Source organism: Alteribacter populi, assembly GCF_002352765.1.
GTDB classification, from domain to species: domain Bacteria; phylum Bacillota; class Bacilli; order Bacillales; family Salisediminibacteriaceae; genus Alteribacter; species Alteribacter populi.
Window position 1 is genome coordinate 733,714 of the sequence record NZ_KZ293963.1, and the last position, 20,826, is coordinate 754,539.

Consider the following 20,826-nt stretch of genomic DNA (forward strand, 5'->3'; position numbering starts at 1 on the left):
AAGGGATAAGAAGTAAACATTGAAGTGACAGTTTTATAGAAAGGAGAAGGTGATGTGACTCGACTCATAGACTTATCACAGGAAATATATCAAGGAATGCCAGTATTTCCATTACACCAAAAAACGATGATTTTTCCGAATATGACTCATGAAGAAGCAAAGGAACAAGTAGGCTTTGAATTTGCAACGAATAACCTTTTAATTAATGAACACGGCCCCACTCATACGGATGCTACTTACGAATTTGATCCAAATGGAAAAACGATCGATGAAATGTCATTAGAATATTTTTACGGACCGGCTATTTGTCTGGACCTCTCCTATATTTCTCCTGATGCATATATTTCAGCTTCTGACCTGGAAAGAGCATTGAAGAAATCTTCTCAAGTTATTCAAGAAGGGGACATTGTTCTTCTTTACACCGGTCACTATGAGAGGGCATATAGTACAGATGAATGGTTAACGCGATATACCGGATTGGATTATAACGGAGCGAAATGGTTAGCAGAAAAAGGAGTTGTAAATATTGGAATCGATGCCCCAGCAATTGACAACCCAAAAGACCCTGACTTTTCTGGTCATCTCGTCTGCAGAGAATACCAAATGTCAAATACCGAAAATCTATGTAATTTAGGGGAAGTAGCCGGGAAGAGATTCCTTTACTTTGGCTTACCTTTAAAAATAAGAAATGGGACAGGTTCCCCTATTCGAGCTGTAGCGTTACTAGTTGATTAATATTTTTGAGTTGTAAAGGGGTGGTTAGCTTGCCAAGTTCGGAACAGGTAATAAAAGAGGAAATTCTCATTCCTCCATATGAGGGAAGAAGTATTTTGGTTCGAAAAAATGAAGCCTTGATTATTATTGATGTAGAAGGAAAGCAAGTTGGTGATTTCGTATGCTTTAATTTTCATGACGCACAAGAATATGTATCTCCAGTCCATATGAGAGCATCATTAAGCAGCATTAGGTTAAAAATCGGAGATGGGCTATACAGCAATAAACGACGCCCTTTGATGACTTTTGAACAGGACACCGTTGGTAAGCATGACTTCTTCTTTCCTGCCTGCGATTATTATCGCTACAAAGTAGATTATAATATGGAAGATCACCCTAACTGCCATGACAACCTAAAAAATAGCTTGAAATCCTATAATTTAGATCATTTGCCTGTACCTGATCCGATTAATTTTTTCATGAATAATAAGCTAAATGACCTTGGAGATTATGAAATTTGTGAACCTTTATCCAAACCTGGTGACTACGTACAATTAAAGGCTGTAGAGGATGTTGTGATTGCGGTTTCCACGTGCTCACAAGATATGGCTGCAGTCAATGGGTTTAACGTTACTCCTCTAAAGCTTCAGGTCTTATCAAGCAACGGTTAATCTTTCATACAGGATTTTTAGGAAGGTGAAAATATGGAGGAACTATCTTTCTTACAAAAACTCATACGAGCCAATAGCTCAAATCCACCGGGGAATGAGTATGAAGTTGGAAAGATCATAGCAGAGCGTGCAAAACATTCCGGAATCGATATGACATTTGGTCACCTCGAAACGAACAGATGTAATGTCCAGGCTAGGTTAAAAGGAAATGGCCAAAAAAAAGTTTTATTGTGCGGGCATATGGATACCGTTTCTCCAGGTGAACAAACGTGGGAACACGGTCCATACTCAGGCACAATAGAGGGAGACCGTCTGTATGGTCGTGGTGCTTCCGACATGAAAAGCGGACTGGCCGCAATGTATCTCGCATTTGAATCACTCTATCAATCTAAGAATCATTCATCACTAGGTGAGGTCGTTTTCCTGGGCACTGCGGGTGAAGAAGTGGACAGTTGCGGAGCAAAGCAATATTTAAACGCTAATCGTATCGAAGAATTTGATGCCATTGTCATTGGTGAACCTACAAATGAGAAAGTGGTCATTGGTCATAAAGGTGCACTGTGGCTCGAGATCGTGACATTTGGAAAAACAGCACACGGATCGATGCCGCACCTCGGTATCAACGCTATTGATCATATAACACTTGTAATCGGTCTTATCGAACAACTAGGTCTAGAATGGAAAGTGACGAAAGGACCATTAGGACAAAGTAGTATGGCCATAACGAAAGTAGGCGGTGGCATCCAGACGAATGTTATTCCAGACCGATGTTATATCCAAGTAGATATTCGTAGTATCCCCCCGCAATCTCATAATGAATTATTAGCGATAGTGGAGAACAAGCTAGAAGATATTGCAAGAAAACATCCATCTTTTCGTTGTAAAGTTGAGACATTATTGGATCGGGCACCTTTATTAACGGATCCTTCGACTGACATAATTCAAAAAGCGTTAAAAATTAATGAAGGTCAATTGAGAGAAAATCATGCAAGCGCCTGCTACGGTGTTTCTTACTACACAGATGGGTCTGTATTAAATCCGCAAAGTGAAATTAGTACTCTTATCTATGGTCCAGGCGATGAAAAGTTAGCCCATCAACCAAATGAATGGGTCGATATTCACGCTTACCTACGCTCCATTTCATTTTATAAGGATTTGTTGACATCATATTTTACCGAATAATTTGATGCCACCTACACTTATGACCCCATGAGAGAGACGATTGTAGCTCCAATAAATACAAGAACAGCAACAATTAAGATCAAAAAGGAGACCTTTTCTTCTTTTTTAAGAAAAAACTTGCTGAGAATCACAGTAAGAACAGGATCTATCGCCAGAATGGCTACGGAATAGCTGACGAGAATGTAGGATACTGACAAATAAAAAAGGAGTAATGCTAGGCTCGTCAGCACTCCGGCACAAACGTAATACTTATTGATCTTTTGAAAGTTTGCCCTAATAAACGAACGAATATTTCCTTTTCCAGCTTCGATCACTGATAGAAATAAAAAAGCTGTTAAACACCCTAAAAATACACCTAATATTGGTTCATACATATATTCCATTGCTTGTTTTGTAAGTCCCTGTCCCAGCCCATAGGCTACAGCTGCTGCCAGAGCGAGCCAATACCCTGATCGCTGAGCAACCTTTGCCCCTTCTTGAAAAAAACGCACCCCTAATAATAGTAACCCTACCATAATTAATGATATCCCAACCCAAGGCCAGAGCGTAATTTGTTCGTGAAGGACGACCACTGCAAATAACACCGTAAACGCAGGAGCGGAATTTTTAATCGCAACTGCTTTTGAAGAACCATTTATTCTAATGCTCGAATATAATAAAGACCTGCCAACCACATTGATCAAAAACCCCGCAACAGCAAATAAAATTACGCCTGTTCGGTTCAAATTTGGGAGGCTGCCAAAAATGACAGCGAGGGCTAGTACATGCCCCAGAACGATAACATTTATGAGTGTAATGATCCAAACGCCATTATACTGAGAGTGACTCATTCCTTTTTTCAGGACGATGTTGGTAATCGAATAACACAGAGCCGATAAAAAAGCCAGCATATAACCCATGAATGTCACCCTTATCTATTTATGTGTCACTACAATTCATGTCTGTTAGCCTATGCCACAACTTTTCGTTTGTTTCAGATAATATTAAATGTTGAAGTAGGATTTGTAAAAGGTGTATCGAATCAATGAAAGTGCTCTATAAAGAATTCAATGATAAGGAGAAAACAACAATGAAGCTTCAGGAACACTTCGTTAGATCCGTCCGTTTATATTTTAAATCTGAAGGTGATAAATGGCTGCAAAACTTACCGAGTACTATTCATTACTGTGAAGACAAATGGTCTCTAAAAATGAAAGAACCTTTTGCCCTTTCCATTAACTACGTTGCACCTGCATTAACTGCCACTGGAGACGAAGTAGTGGTTAAGATCTGCATCCCTGGAGAAGAATGTCTTAATGAATTAGAGGCCTTACAGTTATTCGGGGAAGAAAGAATGGTCAGACTGATTCGTTCAGATAAGGAAAAAGGTATTCTTATCTTGGAAAGACTGTCACCCGGGGAAATGCTAGTAGAGATTAATAACGACGAGGAAGCTTGCATCATAGCCGCTAATGTTATAAAAAACATAACCATTCCAGTACCTCCACTGTGTAAATTACCCACCACTCAAGCTAGAGAGGAAGAACTCAGCAAAATGGTACAGGAACATAGAAATGGGATTGGTCCTATTTCACATCAAACCCTTCATCGTGCATTACGCGTTTTTACATATATGAATAAAACGATAAAACAGTATTGGCTACTTCATGGAGACTTTCATCATTACAATATTCTTTCTTCCGGAAGAGGGGAATGGAAAGTTATAGACCCAAAAGGGCTCATTGGTGAAGTGGAATATGATTTAATTCAATATATGTTGAATAATTTGCCCAATGATCATTCATTTGAAGTGATCGAAAAGCGAGTGGACATTTTCACAAATAAACTTAACCTAAATAGAAAACGCCTCCTTCTTTGGGGATACTGTCACACCGTATTAGCAACGGCATGGACAGTGGGTGAGGATGGGGCATATAATGAAAGCTTTTACAGGGGAATTGAAATTTTTAAAAAGCTATATGAAAAGGAACCTGGTAAGATAAGTTAAATAATACCATTAATAGTTCTTTATATCCTCAATTTTGGCTAAAAACTATTGAAGGTTTATTTTTATCCAATCGGGTGAATGGCCGTAATAGGTGGTTCACCAATACCTTTAATAAAACCACTTCCAATACCTTCATAAAGTAACTCGATAATGTAAAACCTATATTGAGTCCGTTCAGTAAATAGTCGAGAAATGCTAAGGGGTGAAAGAAATGGCATTAAATGTTGCCCAAAAACTTATTAAAGATCACTTAATATCAGGTGAAATGTCACCTGGGGAGGAAATTGGGCTTAAGATTGATCAGACGTTAACACAAGATGCAACCGGAACAATGGTGATGTTGGAATTGGAAGCAATGGGAATCGAGCGGGCAAAAACCGAGGCGTCTGCTCAGTATGTAGATCACAATATCATCCAGGTTGACAGTAAAAATCCGGATGACCATTTGTTTTTACAAAGTGCAACGAAACGGTTTGGCATGTATTACAGTAAAGCTGGAAATGGTGTTAGTCACCCGGTTCACATGCAACGGATTGCTATCCCAGGAAAAACATTGTTAGGTTCGGACAGCCATACATGTGCAAATGGGTGCATGGGCATGCTTGCCATGGGAGCAGGTGGAATTGATGTCGCAATGGCGATTGCTGGAGAGCCGATTTATATTAAAATGCCCAAAGTATGGGGGGTTAAATTAACTGGAGAATTAAACGATTGGGTAAGTGCAAAAGATGTTATTCTTGAATTGCTAAGGCGCTACGATGTAAAAGGCGGCGTCGGTAGTATTATTGAGTTTTACGGACCTGGTCTAAATTCTCTAGACTCGATGGACCGTCATGTGATTGCCAATATGGGGGCAGAGTTAGGGGCGACAACGACCGTCTTTCCGTCAGACCAAGAAGTAAAGCGCTTTTTAGCAACACAACAACGCGAAAAAGATTGGGTCGAAATCGTAGCCGATAAAGATGCAACCTATGACTTGCATGAAGAGATTAATTTAACTGAAGTTGAACCGTTAATTGCTAAGCCATCAAGTCCAGGCAATGTTGTCTCTATTTCGGAAGTAGCGGGTGAGCCGATTTATCAATCGTACATTGGATCTTCTGCTAATCCTGGGTACAGGGACTTTGCCATTGTAGCTGAGATCGTAAAAGGAAAATCAGTAGCAAGTGGTGTTTCATTTGATATCAACCCTTCCTCAAGGCAAATACTTACTGATTTAATTAATGAGGGTCACATAACAAGCCTTATATCAGCTGGAGGAAGACTGCATCAAGCTGGGTGTAACGGTTGTATCGGTATGGGGCAAGCTCCTGCAACGGGGCGGAACAGTTTACGAACAACACCAAGAAATTTCCCTGGTCGATCCGGGACTCGTGAAGACAGTGTATTTCTGTGCAGTCCTGAAACAGCTGCTGCATCTGCATTAACAGGGGAAATTACTGACCCACGTACACTCGATATGAAATTCCCGAAAATTGAGGAACCAAAAAAGCCAACGATTGACGTCGATTTATTAGAAACACCTCTCCCACCGGAGGAAGCAAAAAAAGTAGATTTATACAAAAGCCCAAATATTACGTCTATTCCTGAAATGGAGCCACTACCAGATGAGTTAAATATTCCAGTACTTTTAAAAGTAAGTGATAACATTTCCACTGATGAAATTCTCGCTGGTGGTGCTCGTGTGCTGCCATTTAGAAGTAATTTAGAGGAAATCAGTAAATTCTCCTTTGAAATACTGGATGAAACTTACTATGACCGCGCACAAGACGTTTTAGAAAAAGGAGGACATAGCATTGTTGGAGGCTACAATTACGGTCAAGGTTCTAGTCGGGAGCACGCAGCTTTAGCTCCGCGCTTTTTAGGGCTCCGTGCGGTCATTGTTAAAGATTTTGCCCGGATACATTGGCAAAACCTTGTCAATTTCGGCGTGCTTCCCCTAACATTTAAAAATGAAAGTGATTTCGACAAAATCAATGCAGGCGATGTGATTTCCTTTAGTCAACTGAGAGAATCGCTTGAAAAAGGAAACGAAATTACCGCCACGATTAAACCAAAAGACATTCAAATACAATGTGTCCATTCGATGTCAAAAAGACAAGTTGATATTATGCTAAAAGGCGGGTTAATAAATTGGGTAAAATCAAGACAAACATAGTCAGGAGGTCAACATCATGAATAGACAAAATCTTTGTAAAGCCTGTGACGGCTCTGGATTATTGATGGATGATGAAGAATGGAGGTACACCTGCTCCGTTTGTGGTGGTGACGGGGTCATGAGTATGGGGGAGAGTCCTGAACCAGAAAAACCTTTTTCAGTTGATGAAAATAACAGAACTCTTGAATAATGTACAGCAAACAGCCAGTACCCTCTGATCTGGCTGTTTATTTTTTACGAAAATGAATATTCATTTTTTCTATGAAGCGTATTGGTTGATTGGCACCTTAATGGTTATGGTATAATTTGGTCTTCACTACTAAAAAACGAATACTGCGAGGCGTTCACATGACTAAAGTAATTTTATTTGATTTAGACGGGACCTTACTCCCAATGGACACGGATGCTTTTGTGAATCATTACATCAAGGAATTGGCTCCAAAAGTGGGGCATATTGTTGATCCAAATGAATTTGTCAAAGCGCTGATGGCCGGTACAGAAGCAATGATGAAAAATTTAGACGCTAATGAAACGAATGAACAAGTATTTGAAGCAACCTTTTTATCGATTCTTTCCATAAATAGAGAAGATATATGGCCAACTTTAGACGACTTTTATGAGACCGTATTTCCAACTTTTTCGCACATGTGTAGCCCGACTTCTATGGCAAGAAAAGTTGTCAAAGAAGCCACAGACAAAAAGTATAGAGTTGCAATCGCCACAAATCCTGTATTTCCTAAGGCAGCAATTAATCACCGGTTAAAATGGGCTGGTATAGATGACATGCCATTTGAAATCGTAACGGTTTATGAAGAAAGCGTTTACACAAAACCTCACTCCCATTATTACCAAGATATTTGCGATCGTCTTGACGTAAAGCCTGAGGATTGCGTCATGGTCGGAAATGATAAACAAGAAGATATGGTCGCAAGTAATATCGGCATGAAAACATTCTTAGTCGAAGGATGTGTCATTGACCGTGGGCAACCGCAATATCCTATTGATGATCAGGGGACGTTGGAAGAGTTTTATCAGAAACTAAAAGAGCAAACGGGAGTGTTTGCTCATCAATAACAAAATATTAAACACATGGCATTTAGATAAGCCCATGTGTTTTTTGTTTTTAAAGGATATTGGGTTAGTTCTAGAGAAAGAAACATAATTAGTAGTAAAACGGGGGAATCGATATGAAGATTGAAGAGATATTTAATCATTTACCAACGCTTGAAACTGATAGACTTACGCTCCGGAAGTTCACAATTCATGACGCACAGGATATGTTTGCTTATTCATCAGACCCTGATGTATCAAGGTATGTCCCGTGGGAAGTTCACAAAACAATAGATGATTCGATTGGATTCTTAAGATATATTTTAAAACAATATGACGAAGGGAAGTTAGCACCTTGGGCAATTGTTTTAAAAGCTCGGAATGACGGTGGAAGGTACATTACGTGCTAAATATTTTATTAAAGGAAAATTTAGAGATATGGAAGTACACTCAATATTAAAAGAGGAATTTCAAAAAAATACAAACCGGGCAGAATCCTAATTTAAACATATGAATAGGAGGTATCACCATTGGTTATCCAAGCTAACATGTCTCCAAAAGCAATCGGTGAAGTTTGGGAAAACACAACAGAAGTTTTTGAAAATCATCATGTGCCTATCACGGAAAAAACATTGAAAACATTTGTTTAAGAAAACTCCCTTCATACACTGCTTAAAGAATTAAATGCAGTCGTTGGAAGTTCTACTGAAACTTGTATAGGTGGCGGCTGACAAATGCCTTCTAAAAAGGAGTAGGTTACTTCTTTAGAAAGATAGAAGCAATACGAAAAAGTACATCCTCTATTGAAGATGTACTTTCTTTGTATGACTACTATTTAACAACAACACTTGAGTTATTCCTGCTAAAATTGGTAATTCAAGTAGCGGTCCGACAACCAGAATTAAAGCAATAAGTGGCTGGTCCAGGAAAGCCGTCATTGCAATCCCAGTGCTATTGGGGAATTTCTAGCTAATGTTGTCATACTAAAGCTGGTTTTGTCGTAATATGAGAACTTCAAAGCGCTACCTACTTTTTGACCAATGATAAAATTAATTATAAAGAATGATAATATCGGAATGATGATTTTCCATATTAAATCTAAGTGATCAAGTAACAATTGACCTTTCGCAGCAAACATAGCAACAATAGCTAAACTTAAAAATACCGTTGGTAAAATACTCATCGTAGGGCCTATTTTTTCTTTTATTTGTTCCATATTATTTAGAATTCTCTTTGTTATAAACGCTAGTAACAGAGGTATTAACAAAACAAGGAAGATACTTTCAATAAAGATAGAAAAATCGAGATTTACTGTTGTACTACTAAATATCAGTAGATACACCGGTAATAATAAGATTTGCAATATCAAATTGATTGGTAATATAGTCGTAGATAAAGCTACATTTCCTTTTGCTATTCCTGTAAAAATTAAATACCAATCCGTACAAGGTGTCACCATCAACATGATGAACCCTATCCATAATGCAGGATTGTCTGATAAAAATAATAACGCTAGTAACCAGGCTAAAACCGGAGTCCAAACAAAATTCATTAAAATAGTCGCGTAGGTGAACTTTACGTTTTTTAATGCAGACTTTATATTTTCAAAAGGGAGCTGTAAAAAAGTAATATAAAGCATCGCAATTAATAAGGGAAGAATAAAGCTTTCTGCATTCAATCTTACTACTTCAAGTTGCCTTAAACTAATTCCGATTATGATGGATATAAGAATGATAAAAGAATACATTTTCTCCATTAAGTTCAATTTTCCCTCACACACCTATGATTAGTCATGTCAATTTTACCATAATGCATGAACTAAGGTGCCCTAAGTAAAAGAGAAGAATTTAATGAAAAGATGAAGGTTTTATTTCCGGGCAGGACCTATGAAAAACCGCGTTAGCTCGCATGTTTTAAAGTCTCTAGGATGCTTTTCCCTTGAGACGAGCGGCGTGAAGGTAGCTGCTGTCCGCTTTTACCTTCTTATCTTTCAAAGAAAACTTTGCTTGCCGCCAACCATTAATGACGGAAGCCTTAATTGCGCTTAAAACTTTAATCCTTTAAAGAAGTTAAACTTCCTTAAAGTATTAAAAAAAACCTGAGTAAGGACCCAGGCTCTTGTTATAGGAGTAGCGTGGAAAAGCTTGATCATATCTATACTGGGGATGCTAGAGTAATTAAGCTTCGAATATAGCGAAAAGCTGTAATAAAGTCATTCGATTCAAAACGATGAGTTACACCATCAACTTTTTCAACAATAGGCAATACTTCTGCTGCATCTGCGAAACCGGCATGTAGATAAGAAATCTCTACAACATACGGTCCTTCGATGACAAATGGAGTAATCTCATCTTTTTTATTCAATGCATCGATCATTTTCTGTTTAATTAATGCCTGAGATTTTACTGGGGTTAAGTTTCGTGATGTATACCGGTTCACTGTTTGTTTTACAATAGCTGTTTCAACGGAAGGTATGAGTTGTTCTACTTCACTAGCAGCATGCTGACAACCGGTAACAAGCACAGCTGGCACGCCAAATACGCCCGCGATTGCAGCATTAATACCAATTTCTCCGTAATCGACACCGTTGACTTTAATATTTTGAACTACTTTTCCACTAAACGAGTGATTTAAAATACCGTCTTGTCCCATTCTAGCATGATGACCTAATAAAATTGCCGCGTCATAGCTTGAATCTATTCCTTGCATCATTGCTAACATTTTCGGTGAGCCAATGATATAGTCTGCCTCATTATGTACCAATTCTGGGATTAAGTTTCTCATTGTACCATGAGAATCATTGATCAGGATCTCAGTGGCTCCAGCTTCTAATGCCCCTTCAACAGCTGCATTCACCTCTTCAGTCATAAGTGTACGAGCGCGATCGTGTTCTCGACCATCTCTATGAGTATGCTCCTGATGGACAACACCTGCTACACCTTCCATATCCGCTGAAATAAATACCTTCATTTGAATCACTCCTGTGATTATTATTTTCCCTTTCTATATGTATTGGCGTTAAATTGCCGCAAACCCTTTATTTATGTTTGGTTTTAGTTATTAGGACATCGGTAAAGTTTTTTGGTAAACTTCTACGAATAAAAGAGGGATGTTGATAGATACATAGAATAGTCAGACTATAACTATTTTAAAAGAGGGTGAAACGAAAAAAATGCAGAAACAAACGTGGATTTCTAACTTCGAACCATTTGCAGACAAAATTCTTGATAAGTATAAGGTTCCTGGAACGGCCATTGCGGTTTCAAAAGACGGAGAAGCGCTTTATCAACGAGGAATTGGTTATCGTAATCTAGAAAAGAAATTAACGGTAACAGAAGACACCATTTTCGGAATTGCTTCGATCACGAAATCGTTTACCGCAATCGCAATTATGCAGTTACAAGAAGCCGGAAAACTTTCAGTAGAAGATCGAGTGATTACTTACTTGCCAGAATTTAATATTTCAAGAAAAGAGCAAGCGGATAAGATCACTATTCATCATTTTCTTACCCACACTTCTGGATTGCCAACACTTCCAAGTCTTTATTTTGCGATGAAGCGTTCGATGGAGAATGACCCTTCTGTGACTGACAAACAACAGGCAAGATTAAAAGAGCATGATCCAATTGATCATTATCACCACCTCATAGCCTTTATTAGTGAGTTAGAGTTTGACTTACTCGGTGAGCCTGGAACAGAGTTCAGTTATTCTAATGATGCCTACGCATTATTAGGAGCGATCATCGAAAGAGTCAGTGGATTACCTTACGACGAATATGTAACGGAATATATTTTAAAACCTGCAGGTATGACGTCCAGTACCTTTGATTTAGACAGAGTTATAAACTCTGAACACGTAACCACGATATATGCTTCTAAAGAAGAAGAAGAAGAAAAAGAAATTTATGAGGCAGAAAATTGGTGGGATTCACGAGCAATGTTAGCTGGAGGCTTTTTACGTTCCACACAAAAGGATATGATGCGTTATACTGAGCTCTTTTTAAATGATGGCAAAGTAGGAGAACAGAGAATTCTAACACCCGAAAGTGTCAAAGAGATGACGCATCCTCACTTTCAATTTCTAGAAGGTAAATATTATGGCTACGGATTAATGATTACACCTGATTATAATGGAGGCACGTTAGTTGAACATGGTGGCAGCTTAAAAGGAGTCTCTTCGCATATGAGTATTGTCCCTGAAAAAGGCTTAGCAGGTATTGTTTTAACCAATCTAGTTGGGGTGCCGGTATCACCATTATTATTAGGAGCTCTTAATTCTATCCAAGGTTTAACCCCAGAAACACCCCTGCAAACTTATCGCGACTTCAGCGTGAATAGCAACGACCTCATTCGCTACATTGGTAAGTATACTTCAGGAGAGTTTGCAGAAATGGAGATTTCTATGGAAAGTGATCAGCTTTCCTTTACAACTGAAGGGAAGACTTACCCAATGAGACCTGTTGGTAAAGATTTATTTACGATGGAAATGAATGAGACGGAGGTTCCCATACGTTTTTTATTTGATCACCATGGTGAGAATGATCGCCTTTTTATCGGAGTCCGACAATTACTCAAAGAGAATTCAGAAGAAAAAGCGGAAAGTGTATAACTTTATTGGAACAAGCATGGTGAATTATTCATCATGCTTGTTTTATACCTTAAAATTTGTAAGACTGAGAATCCAATCTTTTAAATCAACAACACGTAAGTAATCAGGAGATGTGCTTGTCCCTGTCACAATCATCGGAATAAGCGTGTCATTTTTATGCAAGCCTCCGTGACTAGCCCCTCCTACATGAGTAGGTGTGCTTTCTCCAATAAATTCATGCTCAGGTTTCACAGTGGTTACTACAAAGTCTCCCTTATGAGAGTATAGGGAACTATGGATCCTTTTTAGAGCATCAGGAAACTCCCCAAATTCGATATTGTTCCCATCAACCTTTAAATCAAGAATTGAATAATCCCCAGCAAGATCCCATGTTTGATTATAAACATCTTTCATATTACCGTTTTCTTTAAATTGCAGCGATCCTTCATTACCACCTGATGTAACATGAATCCAGTCAGCTTTTTTCCAAGCTATCATTTCAATTCTGGAGTCCACTTTTAATTTCTCTACGATGTCCGTTAAAGGGACTTCGTCTATGTTTAAAGAGTAAATGTAACAAGATCTAAGATTGATACCTAAGACGATTTGGTCGTCTTTTTGAACACCTTTTCTAAGCTTGGTAATCTTGAGTGGATTCAATACTTTTCGCAAATCAACGGAAGCATGCTGACGATCGCTTGTAATTCTCGATTGACCATTATCCCCAATCAATATCCATATGTTGTTCTCCAGTGCATCTCCCCAAGTAGGAAATGAATCTAAGATCGTTTGGATTTGTTGATCCATCTTTTTAATACCCTTAATTTCCATAGGTCCATGTTTATGAACGTTTTTATCATGATCTGGTAAATAAACAAAGGAAAACGCAGGAATTTCATTATTCTTAACTAGGTGAGAAAATTCTTGCACAGAAAAATCGTTATTAAAACCACATTTGTTCCAAAGATGACTATATTTTTTGAGCGGGCTAAGTTTGTTTAACGATCCATATACAAATTTTGAAGGGGACCGAACCTCAACAGTTTTATCAACCGATAAGAAAAAACGCATTAAGGGTGGCATTGTTAATGTATTTAAAGAAGCTCCCCTATGGACAAGGGGATTTATAGAGGCTGATTCTTTTCCCCGCTCGTGGATCTCTTCATGGATGGTTTTCACGTCTGAATTTAAGTGTTCGTTATTTAGTCGATAGATGACATCATACACACTTCTAGATAACCCCATCTTCAATAACTCCATTATATGAGTCCCGTAATTAATGATTCTGTTATCTTGTTTGCTGTACCAGGAAAGAGCAGGAAGATGATGTTTATCGCAATATTCCCCTGTTAATAGTGTAGCTTCAACATTCACAGACATCGCTGGAAAAGGTGTAACCACATCGGGGTAATAATCAGCATGATCCATAAAGTACTCGAGTGCTGGCAACGTCTCTTCTTTTAGTGCAAGTTGTAAAGCCTTGTCCATCAATGTATCAAGCATAACCATAATAACCTTTTGTTTTTCCATGATTTATCATCCTCTTTAATCATTAATGCAATAATCGATCCTCAAATAAACCCTTACAGGACTTTAGTATGGAGGATACTGAATTAATTATGTGAAAAAGGGTGAATTAGTAAAGCCAAAAATAAATGGTTGTTTAAAAGGAAGTATCAATATTTCCCTAATTGGAAAGATACTATTAGGAATAGGAGAGTGGGTAGTGAAATGCTCAAAGAAGGAGAGGGAGCTTAAGATGAATCAACCATTTATTTTTTCAGCATCCATTGGACATGGTCATAATCAAGCTGCAAAAGCTCTACGACATGAATTCAATAACCAAGGCTTCGAACCCGAAATTATTGATACTTTTCACGCTATAAACCCATATCTACATAAATTTATGTTACATAGCTATATTCACATGTTAAAAGTGAGTCCTTTAGTGTGGCGTAGAATTTATTTTTACGCAGAAAAGCACCCTTTGTTTCTGTTATTAGACCGCTTCGGAACGCTCTTTGTTGAACATCTCCACTTAATGATGATTCAAAAGCGTTGTCCATTTATGATATCAACTCATCCGTTTGTCACAGCCTTTTTATCCAGAATGAAACATAAAAAACAAGTGGACATCCCATTATATACGGTAATTACTGATTTCGTTTTACACCCAGCTTATGTGAGACAAGAAATTGATGGTTACTTTACAGCCTCACCTCAAGTGAATGAATTTGCCAACCTGTATAAAGTTCCTTCCAATCGATTTTTTTCTACCGGAATCCCAATAACCAAAAGTGATAGCTTTAAAAAATCAAGACGAGCTGCACGGTGTGAATTAAATCTTGACCCAAATAAAAAGACCCTCTTAATCGCTGGAGGTGGCAGGGGATTAACCAATTATGTAAAAATCATCCGCACGTTAGAATATTTAAAGGAGCCTATTCAAATTTTATGTTTGATTGGTCACAATCATCGATCTAAGCAAAGTATTATGAAACAGATGAGCAAACATAAAATACGCGCTATCGATTTTACAGATCAATTTTTATTGTATTTAAAAGCAAGTGACGCCATTATTTCTAAGGCTGGTGGTTTAACGATGTCAGAAGCGCTAGCTTGCGAAACACCGATTATCGTTTTTAACCCTGTTCCCGGCCATGAAGAACAGAATGCACAATATTTAGCAGATTGTGGTGCTGCGGTAAAAGTAAATGGCTATTATGAATTGCCAAGTATTTTAGAGCATGTGTTATATGATCAAGGATATTATGAAAAGCTTCAACATCACGCACGAATACTGAAGAAACCAGATGCAGCCAACGAAATCGTAAAGAGAATGCTGATGTTGTTTGAGCAACATAAAAAGGCTTAGAAATAACCAAATAGAGGGTGTCCTAAAAGATCAAAGTCCTTTTGGGGCACCCTCTTAATCGTAGCTTTGATAACTACCATCCAATTTTATTAATGAAGATAGGTTTTGAATTAATTTTCTTTTTTCTAAAAAATTTTACTTATTACTGGTGTTTTATGGTATCATATATCTATAAGATACATATCAATAAGATATATGGAGGGTATCATGTCTAAAGCAAACCAAACGAAGTACGCACTTCTTGGACTTCTAACAACTAAGTGTCGAACAGGATATGCGATAAAACAAATGATTGACCAGAGCCTAAACCACTTTTGGAAAATTAGCTATGGTCAAATTTATCCAAACTTAAAGAAACTTGTCGATGAAGATTTAGCTACAGTTATAGAAGCAACACAAGAAGGAAAACCAGATAAAAAAGAATACCAAATCACAGATAAAGGGTATCTTGCTCTCCAAGAATGGCTGCAACAACCGATTAGAAATTTCAACTCAGAAAAAAATGAACTTTTATTAAAACTTTTCTTCAGCCGTCATCAAGATCGTCAAACTACAATTGATCACCTTAAAACTTACAAAACAATGTTAATTGAGCGGCTTCAAACCTATCACTCTATTGAACAAGGCATTTACTCATTAGATAAAAAAGAAGAGGATGCAGAGTACTGGTTCATTACATTGGATTATGGGAAAAGAAGTGCACAAGCTTGTATAGATTGGTGTGACGCTACGTTAGAAAAATTAAGCTTAAAAGAGCAGGGGGACGAAGAGGAATGAAGAACAAAGTGTACACAGGACGATATCATGCAAAAACCGATGAAGATTTTATTGTATTTGTTATTGGCATGCGTATAAACAAATGGCGTTCGGTAACGAAATGGTGGCCTGTTCTTAATGCGATGCCACCGATGATTAAAGAATTGTATTCGAACAAAGATCACGGCTTTCTTTCATTAGAAACAACGGTTAACTTCCGTACGATTAAAATGGTTCAATATTGGCGCACCTTAGAAGATCTATTAGCCTATGCACATGGGGCAAAACACCTTCATGCATGGAAATCGTTTAATACGAAGGTGGGAAATAATGAAGCGGTGGGAATCTTTCACGAAACCTATGCAATGACTCCGGAGAAATATGAAAGTTTATATGCAAACATGCCAGTTTATGGTCTTGCAAAAGCCATCGGTATTCAACCTGTTACCTCCAACACAAACTCAGCTGAAGATCGTATGTATCATGGATAAAGTCAAGTATGAACTAGCACACTTTTGCAATTGGATAAATTGCTGATAAAATCCCGAATATAAAACTTGTTGTTGCTCAACTAATGAAATGAAAAGGACCACTCGATCTCCATATTAATCAATCAAAAGAAGAAGACGTATATAGTGTTAGTGCCACAAAGGGTGACTATATACGTCTTCTGTCTATTATCCAGACATTTTTCCATCCTGATTTTCTCGCATCCAATGTCGGTGCTGGCCAATCGCATTAATGAACTCTTGGGTAAAAGCTGTTAAATCTGTTGCGTTACGAATTGTCACGACACCTAGATCTGTGAATACTTTCGATTGATCATCCGCTCCAGCCATTGTGACTCCTTGAACTTCAGCTGCTGTTAGTAAATCAATGCCTTCATTCGTTGCTCCGATAGGTTTAGCATGTATAAATGTATCACTAACAAAGGTTTTTGCATCTTTTTGCATCATTAAACTGTTCACACATTGTTGACCTGAAGCGACAAAGAGGGCATCATACATGACAGCTGCACTTGTCGCATAGCTTTTATTTGCCTCTAATTGCTGTCCTTCAGCGCTTGAAAGCATACCTAAGTTTTTGCTTACAATATCCACGTGTATTCCCGCAGTTTGCAAGGCTGTCATCACTTCTGTTACCTCTTTGAAATTAAATCCATTTTCCGCTAAGACGGCTAATTTCCGTGTACGAGCACCTTTGATAGTATTTTCCTGACTTACAGCTGGTGAAGAATCTGTAACACCTGTTCCGCCAGGGCTAGCAGGTGGATCTACACCAATGCCTGCTGCAATTTGGCTCGCTAAGTTACCGTCAACATTGTTGAACATTTCCACTACACGCTGCTTGATCGTTTTATCTTTCACTTTGCCAACTTCGAAGTGGAAAGCCTTAATAATATGCTGTTTTTCAGCAGGCGACATGCTATTCCAAAAAAGGGTCGCCTGTCGATAGTGATCATTAAAGCTCTCGCTACGCGTGCGAATTTTTTGACCGTCAACTTTCTCCATGTAGTGTTTATAACCATTCTTAGGGTCTGGTTGTGGGTCATTTTTCCGCAAAGAGTTTTTTGAGTAGGCAACAGCACCACGATCGATCGTCATGCGATGGAAGCCATCACGCTGATTATTATTAACTGGAGCGGTAGGTCGGTTGATCGGGATTTCATGAAAATTTGGACCACCTAATCGCAAAAGTTGTGTGTCTTGATAAGAAAATAGACGTCCTTGTAGTAGAGGGTCATTACTAAAGTCAATCCCAGGTACGACATTCCCTGTATGAAAGGCTGCCTGCTCGGTCTCGGCAAAGAAGTTATCCTGATTGCGGTCCAATGTCATCTTCCCAATGATTTTAACAGGAACGAGTTCTTCTGGCCAAAACTTCGTTGGATCAAGGATATCAAAATCGAACTTAAATTCATCCTCTTCCTCAAGGATTTGGACACCAAGTTCGTATTCAGGATATTCCCCCATATTGATTGCTTCCCAGAGGTCCTTTCGGTGGAAGTCAGGGTCCTTACCAGCCAGTTTTTGAGATTCATCCCATGTAAGAGAATGTACACCTAGCTTAGGCTTCCAATGAAACTTGACGAAACGAGCTTTCCCTTGCTCATTAACAAACCTAAACGTGTTCACACCAAAGCCTTCCATCATCCGGAAGCTGCGCGGGATCGCTCTATCAGAAAGCAGCCACATCATCATATGAGCCGTTTCGGTATTACTTACTACGAAATCCCACATCGTGTCATGAGCTGCCGAAGCTTGTGGTATCTCGTTGTGCGGTTCTGGTTTAATCGCGTGAACAACATCAGGAAACTTGATGGCGTCTTGAATGAAAAAGATCGGGATATTATTAGCAACCAAGTCATAGTTCCCGTCTTCGGTATAGAACTTAGTAGCAAATCCACGGACGTCGCGAACGGTATCGGCTGACCCTCGTGAACCAACTACCGTAGAGAAACGTACGAAAACAGGGGTCTTTACAGACGGATCTTGTAAAAATTTCGCTTCTGTAAACTCCGCCATCGGCTCATAAACTTGGAAGTATCCGTGCGCACCAAAACCACGGGCGTGGACAACACGCTCTGGAATCCGTTCATGGTCAAAATGAGTCATCTTCTCCCGGAAATGGAAATCCTCCATGATGGTAGGCCCACGTTCGCCAGCCTTTAGGGAGTCATCCGTATTCGTGACGCCAACTCCTTGGTTTGTCGTTAACCTAGTACCTTTATGATCGACACGAGCGTCTTCTAGTTGCATATCCTTTTCGTTTTCCGGATTTGCAGCATCATTTTGCTGGTTATTGTCCATTTTCATACCTCACAATCGTTTAGAATTTAACGTAATTCACCATGTACCAATTTAGGAAAGCCTAAAGTACATTGGTAAATAAGGAATATTTTACTGCTCAAATTAGTTTGTCAATTGCAGACGGTTTTATACTTGGAAATAGGATAAATTCATCAAATGTATCAAAATTGCTTCTGATAACGTAGAACCACCAGGATTTTGTTATTATTAAATTAAAGAAATCTACATTTGAAAGGACATGATTATTTGAAAGCAATCATATTCGATTTCGATGGAACGTTAGCTGATACGTTGCCGGTTTGCTACAATGCGTTTCAATACGTATTTAAAGAATTTGACGGTAAAGACCTGTCCCCAGAAGAAATTAAAAGAATGTTTGGTCCATCTGAAACAGGTATTATTAAAGAGAACCTCTCACATGTAAACAAAGAAGAAGCAATCGAAAATTACTACACAAAGTATTTAGACAATCACACCTATCTCGTAATGGAGAATGAAGAGATAAAAGAACTACTCGTTTATTTGCAAGACAAAGGTATTAAGCTAGGAATTGTTACAGGAAAAGCAAAAAGGAGCTTGGATATTTCATTAAGAGCTCTTCAAATGGAACATTTTTTTGACGTGATCATCACAGGAGATGATGTCACTCAGGCAAAACCTCATCCTGAAGGCGTCGCTAAGGCATTATCCAGCTTGGGGGTGGGAAATGACGAGGCGATGTTTATTGGAGATAGTGATGCAGATGTCGAGGCGGGAATTAGAGCAAACGTTATTACAGTAGGAGTGAACTGGCTGCCCAATTATCAAGCGGTTGAATTTACAAGTCAACCAAATCTTCATTTCACTAATGTTTCAGTATTTCTGGAAACTTTGAAAGCAGGTAAACTGTATGAGTCATAAATGGCTGGAGTGGGCAAAAAGAATTCAATCACTCTCTCAAGCGGGGCTATCTTTTTCAAAAGACGTTTATGATTTAGAACGGTATGAAGAACTTCGCTCACTAAGTGCAGAAATCATGGCAGAATATACAGATGAAGGTATGGAAAATATTCAAGAGCTGTTTACTAATGAACAAGGTTACCAAACTCCGAAAACCGATGTTCGTGGGGCTGTTTTTCGTGAGGAAAAAATCTTACTTGTAAGAGAAAAGCTCGATAATAATTGGTCTTTGCCAGGTGGTTTTTGTGAAGTAGGGCTGTCTCCTGCAGAAAACATCCTAAAAGAAATAAAAGAAGAGTCTGGATATGAGGTTATTCCGCAAAAAATAGTAGCACTGCTAGATATGAATAATCACCCCCATCCACCACAACCCTTTCATTATTACAAAATATTTATTCAATGCAAAATTATTGGCGGCAAGGCAACTACCGGAATCGAAACAAACGATATTCATTTTTTTCCGAAGAGAATTTGCCCTCACTTTCTACCGGTAGAAATACAGCCTCACAAGTTAAAATGCTGTTTGACTATATAAGAGACCCTCATAAAGAAACAACCTTTGATTGATTTTCACAGACAAAAGAGGTGCCATTAAATGAAGACGTTTAAAGTTACAGAATTAAAAAGGGAGCTACAAAAATTAGACAAAAAAGAGCTTATTACCATTATCAGTGACTTATATAAGGCAAATAAAGAGGTAACAAAATCGTTATCTGTCAAGTTTGGCGGGAGTAAAATGGTTGATGAACTATACCAAGAAGCCAAACAATTTTTCCAAAACGAGGAGAACCTAAAATGCGTTTGAAAGAAGCAAAAAGCGCTATAAGTAACTTCAAGAAATTAACAGGGGATGATTTTAAAACATTAAACCTAACACTTAATACGTATGACGATATTAATGAAAATTTTTATGATAGTTTAGAAAATGCCTATGAATCTGTTGTGAATCAATGTTGTGTAAGAGAAGACTATTATAAATCTTTAGCTGATCGGCTTGAAGAGGCTGTTCATAATACGGATGGAATTGGCTGGGGTTTCCATGACGGCTTATGTGAACTTTACTATTCGTTACGATGGCTAGAAAATTAGTTTTATT

At 38.4% G+C, this 20,826-nt stretch carries 19 protein-coding genes and 2 pseudogenes; 16 read left to right on the forward strand and 5 right to left on the reverse strand.

Features of this window, described 5'->3' with window-relative positions:
• Nucleotides 1-54: 54 nt before the first annotated feature.
• From CDZ94_RS03625 to CDZ94_RS03635, 3 genes are read left to right on the forward strand one after another with little or no spacing between them, the layout of a single operon-like run.
• On the forward strand, nucleotides 55-735 hold the full coding sequence (locus CDZ94_RS03625) for a cyclase family protein (protein ID WP_096435167.1): 681 nt from the start codon (nucleotides 55-57) through the stop codon (nucleotides 733-735).
• 29 nt (nucleotides 736-764) lie between these two features.
• Nucleotides 765-1,385 carry a DUF1989 domain-containing protein gene (locus tag CDZ94_RS03630; RefSeq protein WP_096435168.1) on the forward strand — a complete coding sequence of 207 codons (621 nt, stop codon included), beginning with the start codon at nucleotides 765-767 and terminating at the stop codon, nucleotides 1,383-1,385.
• A gap of 33 nt (nucleotides 1,386-1,418) precedes the next feature.
• The gene (locus CDZ94_RS03635) at nucleotides 1,419-2,567 is read left to right on the forward strand and encodes a M20 family metallopeptidase (protein WP_096435169.1); all 1,149 of its coding nucleotides are present in this window, start codon (nucleotides 1,419-1,421) and stop codon (nucleotides 2,565-2,567) included.
• Nucleotides 2,568-2,584: 17 nt separating this feature from the next.
• Here CDZ94_RS03635 and CDZ94_RS03640 read toward each other — a convergent pair whose 3' ends face one another.
• Nucleotides 2,585-3,466, reverse strand: coding sequence for a DMT family transporter (locus CDZ94_RS03640; protein ID WP_096435170.1), 882 nt, complete (start codon nucleotides 3,464-3,466; stop codon nucleotides 2,585-2,587).
• Nucleotides 3,467-3,591: 125 nt separating this feature from the next.
• Here CDZ94_RS03640 and CDZ94_RS03645 point away from each other — a divergent pair, with 125 nt between their 5' ends.
• From CDZ94_RS03645 to CDZ94_RS03660, 5 genes are all read left to right on the forward strand, one after another.
• On the forward strand, nucleotides 3,592-4,554 hold the full coding sequence (locus CDZ94_RS03645) for an aminoglycoside phosphotransferase family protein (protein ID WP_096435171.1): 963 nt from the start codon (nucleotides 3,592-3,594) through the stop codon (nucleotides 4,552-4,554).
• Between the two features lie 211 nt (nucleotides 4,555-4,765).
• Entirely contained in the window at nucleotides 4,766-6,712 is a 1,947-nt protein-coding gene (locus tag CDZ94_RS03650; protein WP_096435172.1) for an aconitate hydratase, read from the forward strand.
• 16 nt (nucleotides 6,713-6,728) lie between these two features.
• Nucleotides 6,729-6,902 (forward strand): hypothetical protein, encoded by a 174-nt coding sequence (locus CDZ94_RS21500; protein ID WP_198520837.1) that lies wholly within the window; start codon nucleotides 6,729-6,731, stop codon nucleotides 6,900-6,902.
• Nucleotides 6,903-7,060: 158 nt separating this feature from the next.
• A complete protein-coding gene (locus CDZ94_RS03655; RefSeq protein ID WP_096435173.1) occupies nucleotides 7,061-7,786 on the forward strand; it encodes an HAD family hydrolase in 726 nt (241 codons plus the stop codon).
• A 113-nt stretch (nucleotides 7,787-7,899) separates the two neighbouring features.
• A complete protein-coding gene (locus CDZ94_RS03660) occupies nucleotides 7,900-8,172 on the forward strand; it encodes a GNAT family N-acetyltransferase (RefSeq protein WP_245415701.1) in 273 nt (90 codons plus the stop codon).
• Nucleotides 8,173-8,562: 390 nt separating this feature from the next.
• Here CDZ94_RS03660 and CDZ94_RS03670 read toward each other — a convergent pair.
• Nucleotides 8,563-9,527: pseudogene (locus tag CDZ94_RS03670) on the reverse strand (arsenic resistance protein).
• Nucleotides 9,528-9,916: 389 nt separating this feature from the next.
• Nucleotides 9,917-10,732, reverse strand: coding sequence for a M55 family metallopeptidase (locus tag CDZ94_RS03675; RefSeq protein ID WP_096435174.1), 816 nt, complete (start codon nucleotides 10,730-10,732; stop codon nucleotides 9,917-9,919).
• A gap of 202 nt (nucleotides 10,733-10,934) precedes the next feature.
• Between CDZ94_RS03675 and CDZ94_RS03680 the strand changes: the two genes are divergently transcribed.
• Entirely contained in the window at nucleotides 10,935-12,371 is a 1,437-nt protein-coding gene (locus CDZ94_RS03680) for a serine hydrolase domain-containing protein (protein ID WP_096435175.1), read from the forward strand.
• Between the two features lie 42 nt (nucleotides 12,372-12,413).
• On the opposite strand, the gene CDZ94_RS03685 is transcribed toward CDZ94_RS03680, so the two are convergent.
• Nucleotides 12,414-13,880, reverse strand: a complete 1,467-nt coding sequence (locus CDZ94_RS03685; RefSeq protein WP_096435176.1) for an alkaline phosphatase family protein — start codon at nucleotides 13,878-13,880, stop codon at nucleotides 12,414-12,416.
• A gap of 229 nt (nucleotides 13,881-14,109) precedes the next feature.
• Here CDZ94_RS03685 and CDZ94_RS03690 point away from each other — a divergent pair, with 229 nt between their 5' ends.
• The 3 genes from CDZ94_RS03690 to CDZ94_RS03700 all read left to right on the forward strand — a co-directional run bounded on the left by CDZ94_RS03690 (nucleotide 14,110) and on the right by CDZ94_RS03700 (nucleotide 16,472).
• Complete coding sequence (locus CDZ94_RS03690; protein ID WP_096435177.1) at nucleotides 14,110-15,225, forward strand: MGDG synthase family glycosyltransferase; 1,116 nt, start codon at nucleotides 14,110-14,112, stop codon at nucleotides 15,223-15,225.
• Between the two features lie 207 nt (nucleotides 15,226-15,432).
• Nucleotides 15,433-16,002 (forward strand): PadR family transcriptional regulator, encoded by a 570-nt coding sequence (locus CDZ94_RS03695; protein ID WP_096435178.1) that lies wholly within the window; start codon nucleotides 15,433-15,435, stop codon nucleotides 16,000-16,002.
• Nucleotides 15,999-16,472, forward strand: a complete 474-nt coding sequence (locus CDZ94_RS03700) for a DUF4188 domain-containing protein (RefSeq protein WP_096435179.1) — start codon at nucleotides 15,999-16,001, stop codon at nucleotides 16,470-16,472. The genes CDZ94_RS03695 and CDZ94_RS03700 overlap by 4 nt, the downstream gene beginning before the upstream one ends.
• Nucleotides 16,473-16,658: 186 nt before the next feature.
• On the opposite strand, the gene CDZ94_RS03705 is transcribed toward CDZ94_RS03700, so the two are convergent.
• Nucleotides 16,659-18,791, reverse strand: a complete 2,133-nt coding sequence (locus tag CDZ94_RS03705; protein ID WP_096435180.1) for a catalase — start codon at nucleotides 18,789-18,791, stop codon at nucleotides 16,659-16,661.
• A gap of 246 nt (nucleotides 18,792-19,037) precedes the next feature.
• On the opposite strand from CDZ94_RS03705, the gene CDZ94_RS03710 reads away from it, so the two are divergent.
• The 4 genes and pseudogenes from CDZ94_RS03710 to CDZ94_RS03725 all read left to right on the forward strand — a co-directional run bounded on the left by CDZ94_RS03710 (nucleotide 19,038) and on the right by CDZ94_RS03725 (nucleotide 20,819).
• Nucleotides 19,038-19,691, forward strand: coding sequence for an HAD family hydrolase (locus tag CDZ94_RS03710; protein WP_096435181.1), 654 nt, complete (start codon nucleotides 19,038-19,040; stop codon nucleotides 19,689-19,691).
• Nucleotides 19,681-20,297, forward strand: a pseudogene (locus CDZ94_RS03715) (NUDIX hydrolase). The gene CDZ94_RS03710 and the pseudogene CDZ94_RS03715 overlap by 11 nt, the downstream one beginning before the upstream one ends.
• A gap of 28 nt (nucleotides 20,298-20,325) precedes the next feature.
• Nucleotides 20,326-20,535, forward strand: coding sequence for a hypothetical protein (locus tag CDZ94_RS03720; RefSeq protein WP_096435182.1), 210 nt, complete (start codon nucleotides 20,326-20,328; stop codon nucleotides 20,533-20,535).
• Nucleotides 20,526-20,819, forward strand: a complete 294-nt coding sequence (locus CDZ94_RS03725) for a hypothetical protein (protein ID WP_096435183.1) — start codon at nucleotides 20,526-20,528, stop codon at nucleotides 20,817-20,819. Before CDZ94_RS03720 ends, CDZ94_RS03725 begins: the two co-directional genes overlap by 10 nt.
• The last annotated feature ends 7 nt before the right edge of the window (nucleotides 20,820-20,826 follow it).

What these genes read in the sequence shown, in the direction of transcription:
- CDZ94_RS03635 (WP_096435169.1), top strand. Translation starts at nt 1,419, where the DNA reads ATGGAGGAACTATCTTTCTTACAAAAACTCATACGAGCCAATAGCTCA.
- CDZ94_RS03640 (WP_096435170.1), bottom strand. Translation starts at nt 3,466, where the DNA reads ATGGGTTATATGCTGGCTTTTTTATCGGCTCTGTGTTATTCGATTACC.
- CDZ94_RS03645 (WP_096435171.1), top strand. Translation starts at nt 3,592, where the DNA reads ATGAAAGTGCTCTATAAAGAATTCAATGATAAGGAGAAAACAACAATG.
- CDZ94_RS03650 (WP_096435172.1), top strand. Translation starts at nt 4,766, where the DNA reads ATGGCATTAAATGTTGCCCAAAAACTTATTAAAGATCACTTAATATCA.
- CDZ94_RS21500 (WP_198520837.1), top strand. Translation starts at nt 6,729, where the DNA reads ATGAATAGACAAAATCTTTGTAAAGCCTGTGACGGCTCTGGATTATTG.
- CDZ94_RS03655 (WP_096435173.1), top strand. Translation starts at nt 7,061, where the DNA reads ATGACTAAAGTAATTTTATTTGATTTAGACGGGACCTTACTCCCAATG.
- CDZ94_RS03660 (WP_245415701.1), top strand. Translation starts at nt 7,900, where the DNA reads ATGAAGATTGAAGAGATATTTAATCATTTACCAACGCTTGAAACTGAT.
- CDZ94_RS03675 (WP_096435174.1), bottom strand. Translation starts at nt 10,732, where the DNA reads ATGAAGGTATTTATTTCAGCGGATATGGAAGGTGTAGCAGGTGTTGTC.
- CDZ94_RS03680 (WP_096435175.1), top strand. Translation starts at nt 10,935, where the DNA reads ATGCAGAAACAAACGTGGATTTCTAACTTCGAACCATTTGCAGACAAA.
- CDZ94_RS03685 (WP_096435176.1), bottom strand. Translation starts at nt 13,880, where the DNA reads ATGGAAAAACAAAAGGTTATTATGGTTATGCTTGATACATTGATGGAC.
- CDZ94_RS03690 (WP_096435177.1), top strand. Translation starts at nt 14,110, where the DNA reads ATGAATCAACCATTTATTTTTTCAGCATCCATTGGACATGGTCATAAT.
- CDZ94_RS03695 (WP_096435178.1), top strand. Translation starts at nt 15,433, where the DNA reads ATGTCTAAAGCAAACCAAACGAAGTACGCACTTCTTGGACTTCTAACA.
- CDZ94_RS03700 (WP_096435179.1), top strand. Translation starts at nt 15,999, where the DNA reads ATGAAGAACAAAGTGTACACAGGACGATATCATGCAAAAACCGATGAA.
- CDZ94_RS03705 (WP_096435180.1), bottom strand. Translation starts at nt 18,791, where the DNA reads ATGGACAATAACCAGCAAAATGATGCTGCAAATCCGGAAAACGAAAAG.
- CDZ94_RS03720 (WP_096435182.1), top strand. Translation starts at nt 20,326, where the DNA reads ATGAAGACGTTTAAAGTTACAGAATTAAAAAGGGAGCTACAAAAATTA.
- CDZ94_RS03725 (WP_096435183.1), top strand. Translation starts at nt 20,526, where the DNA reads ATGCGTTTGAAAGAAGCAAAAAGCGCTATAAGTAACTTCAAGAAATTA.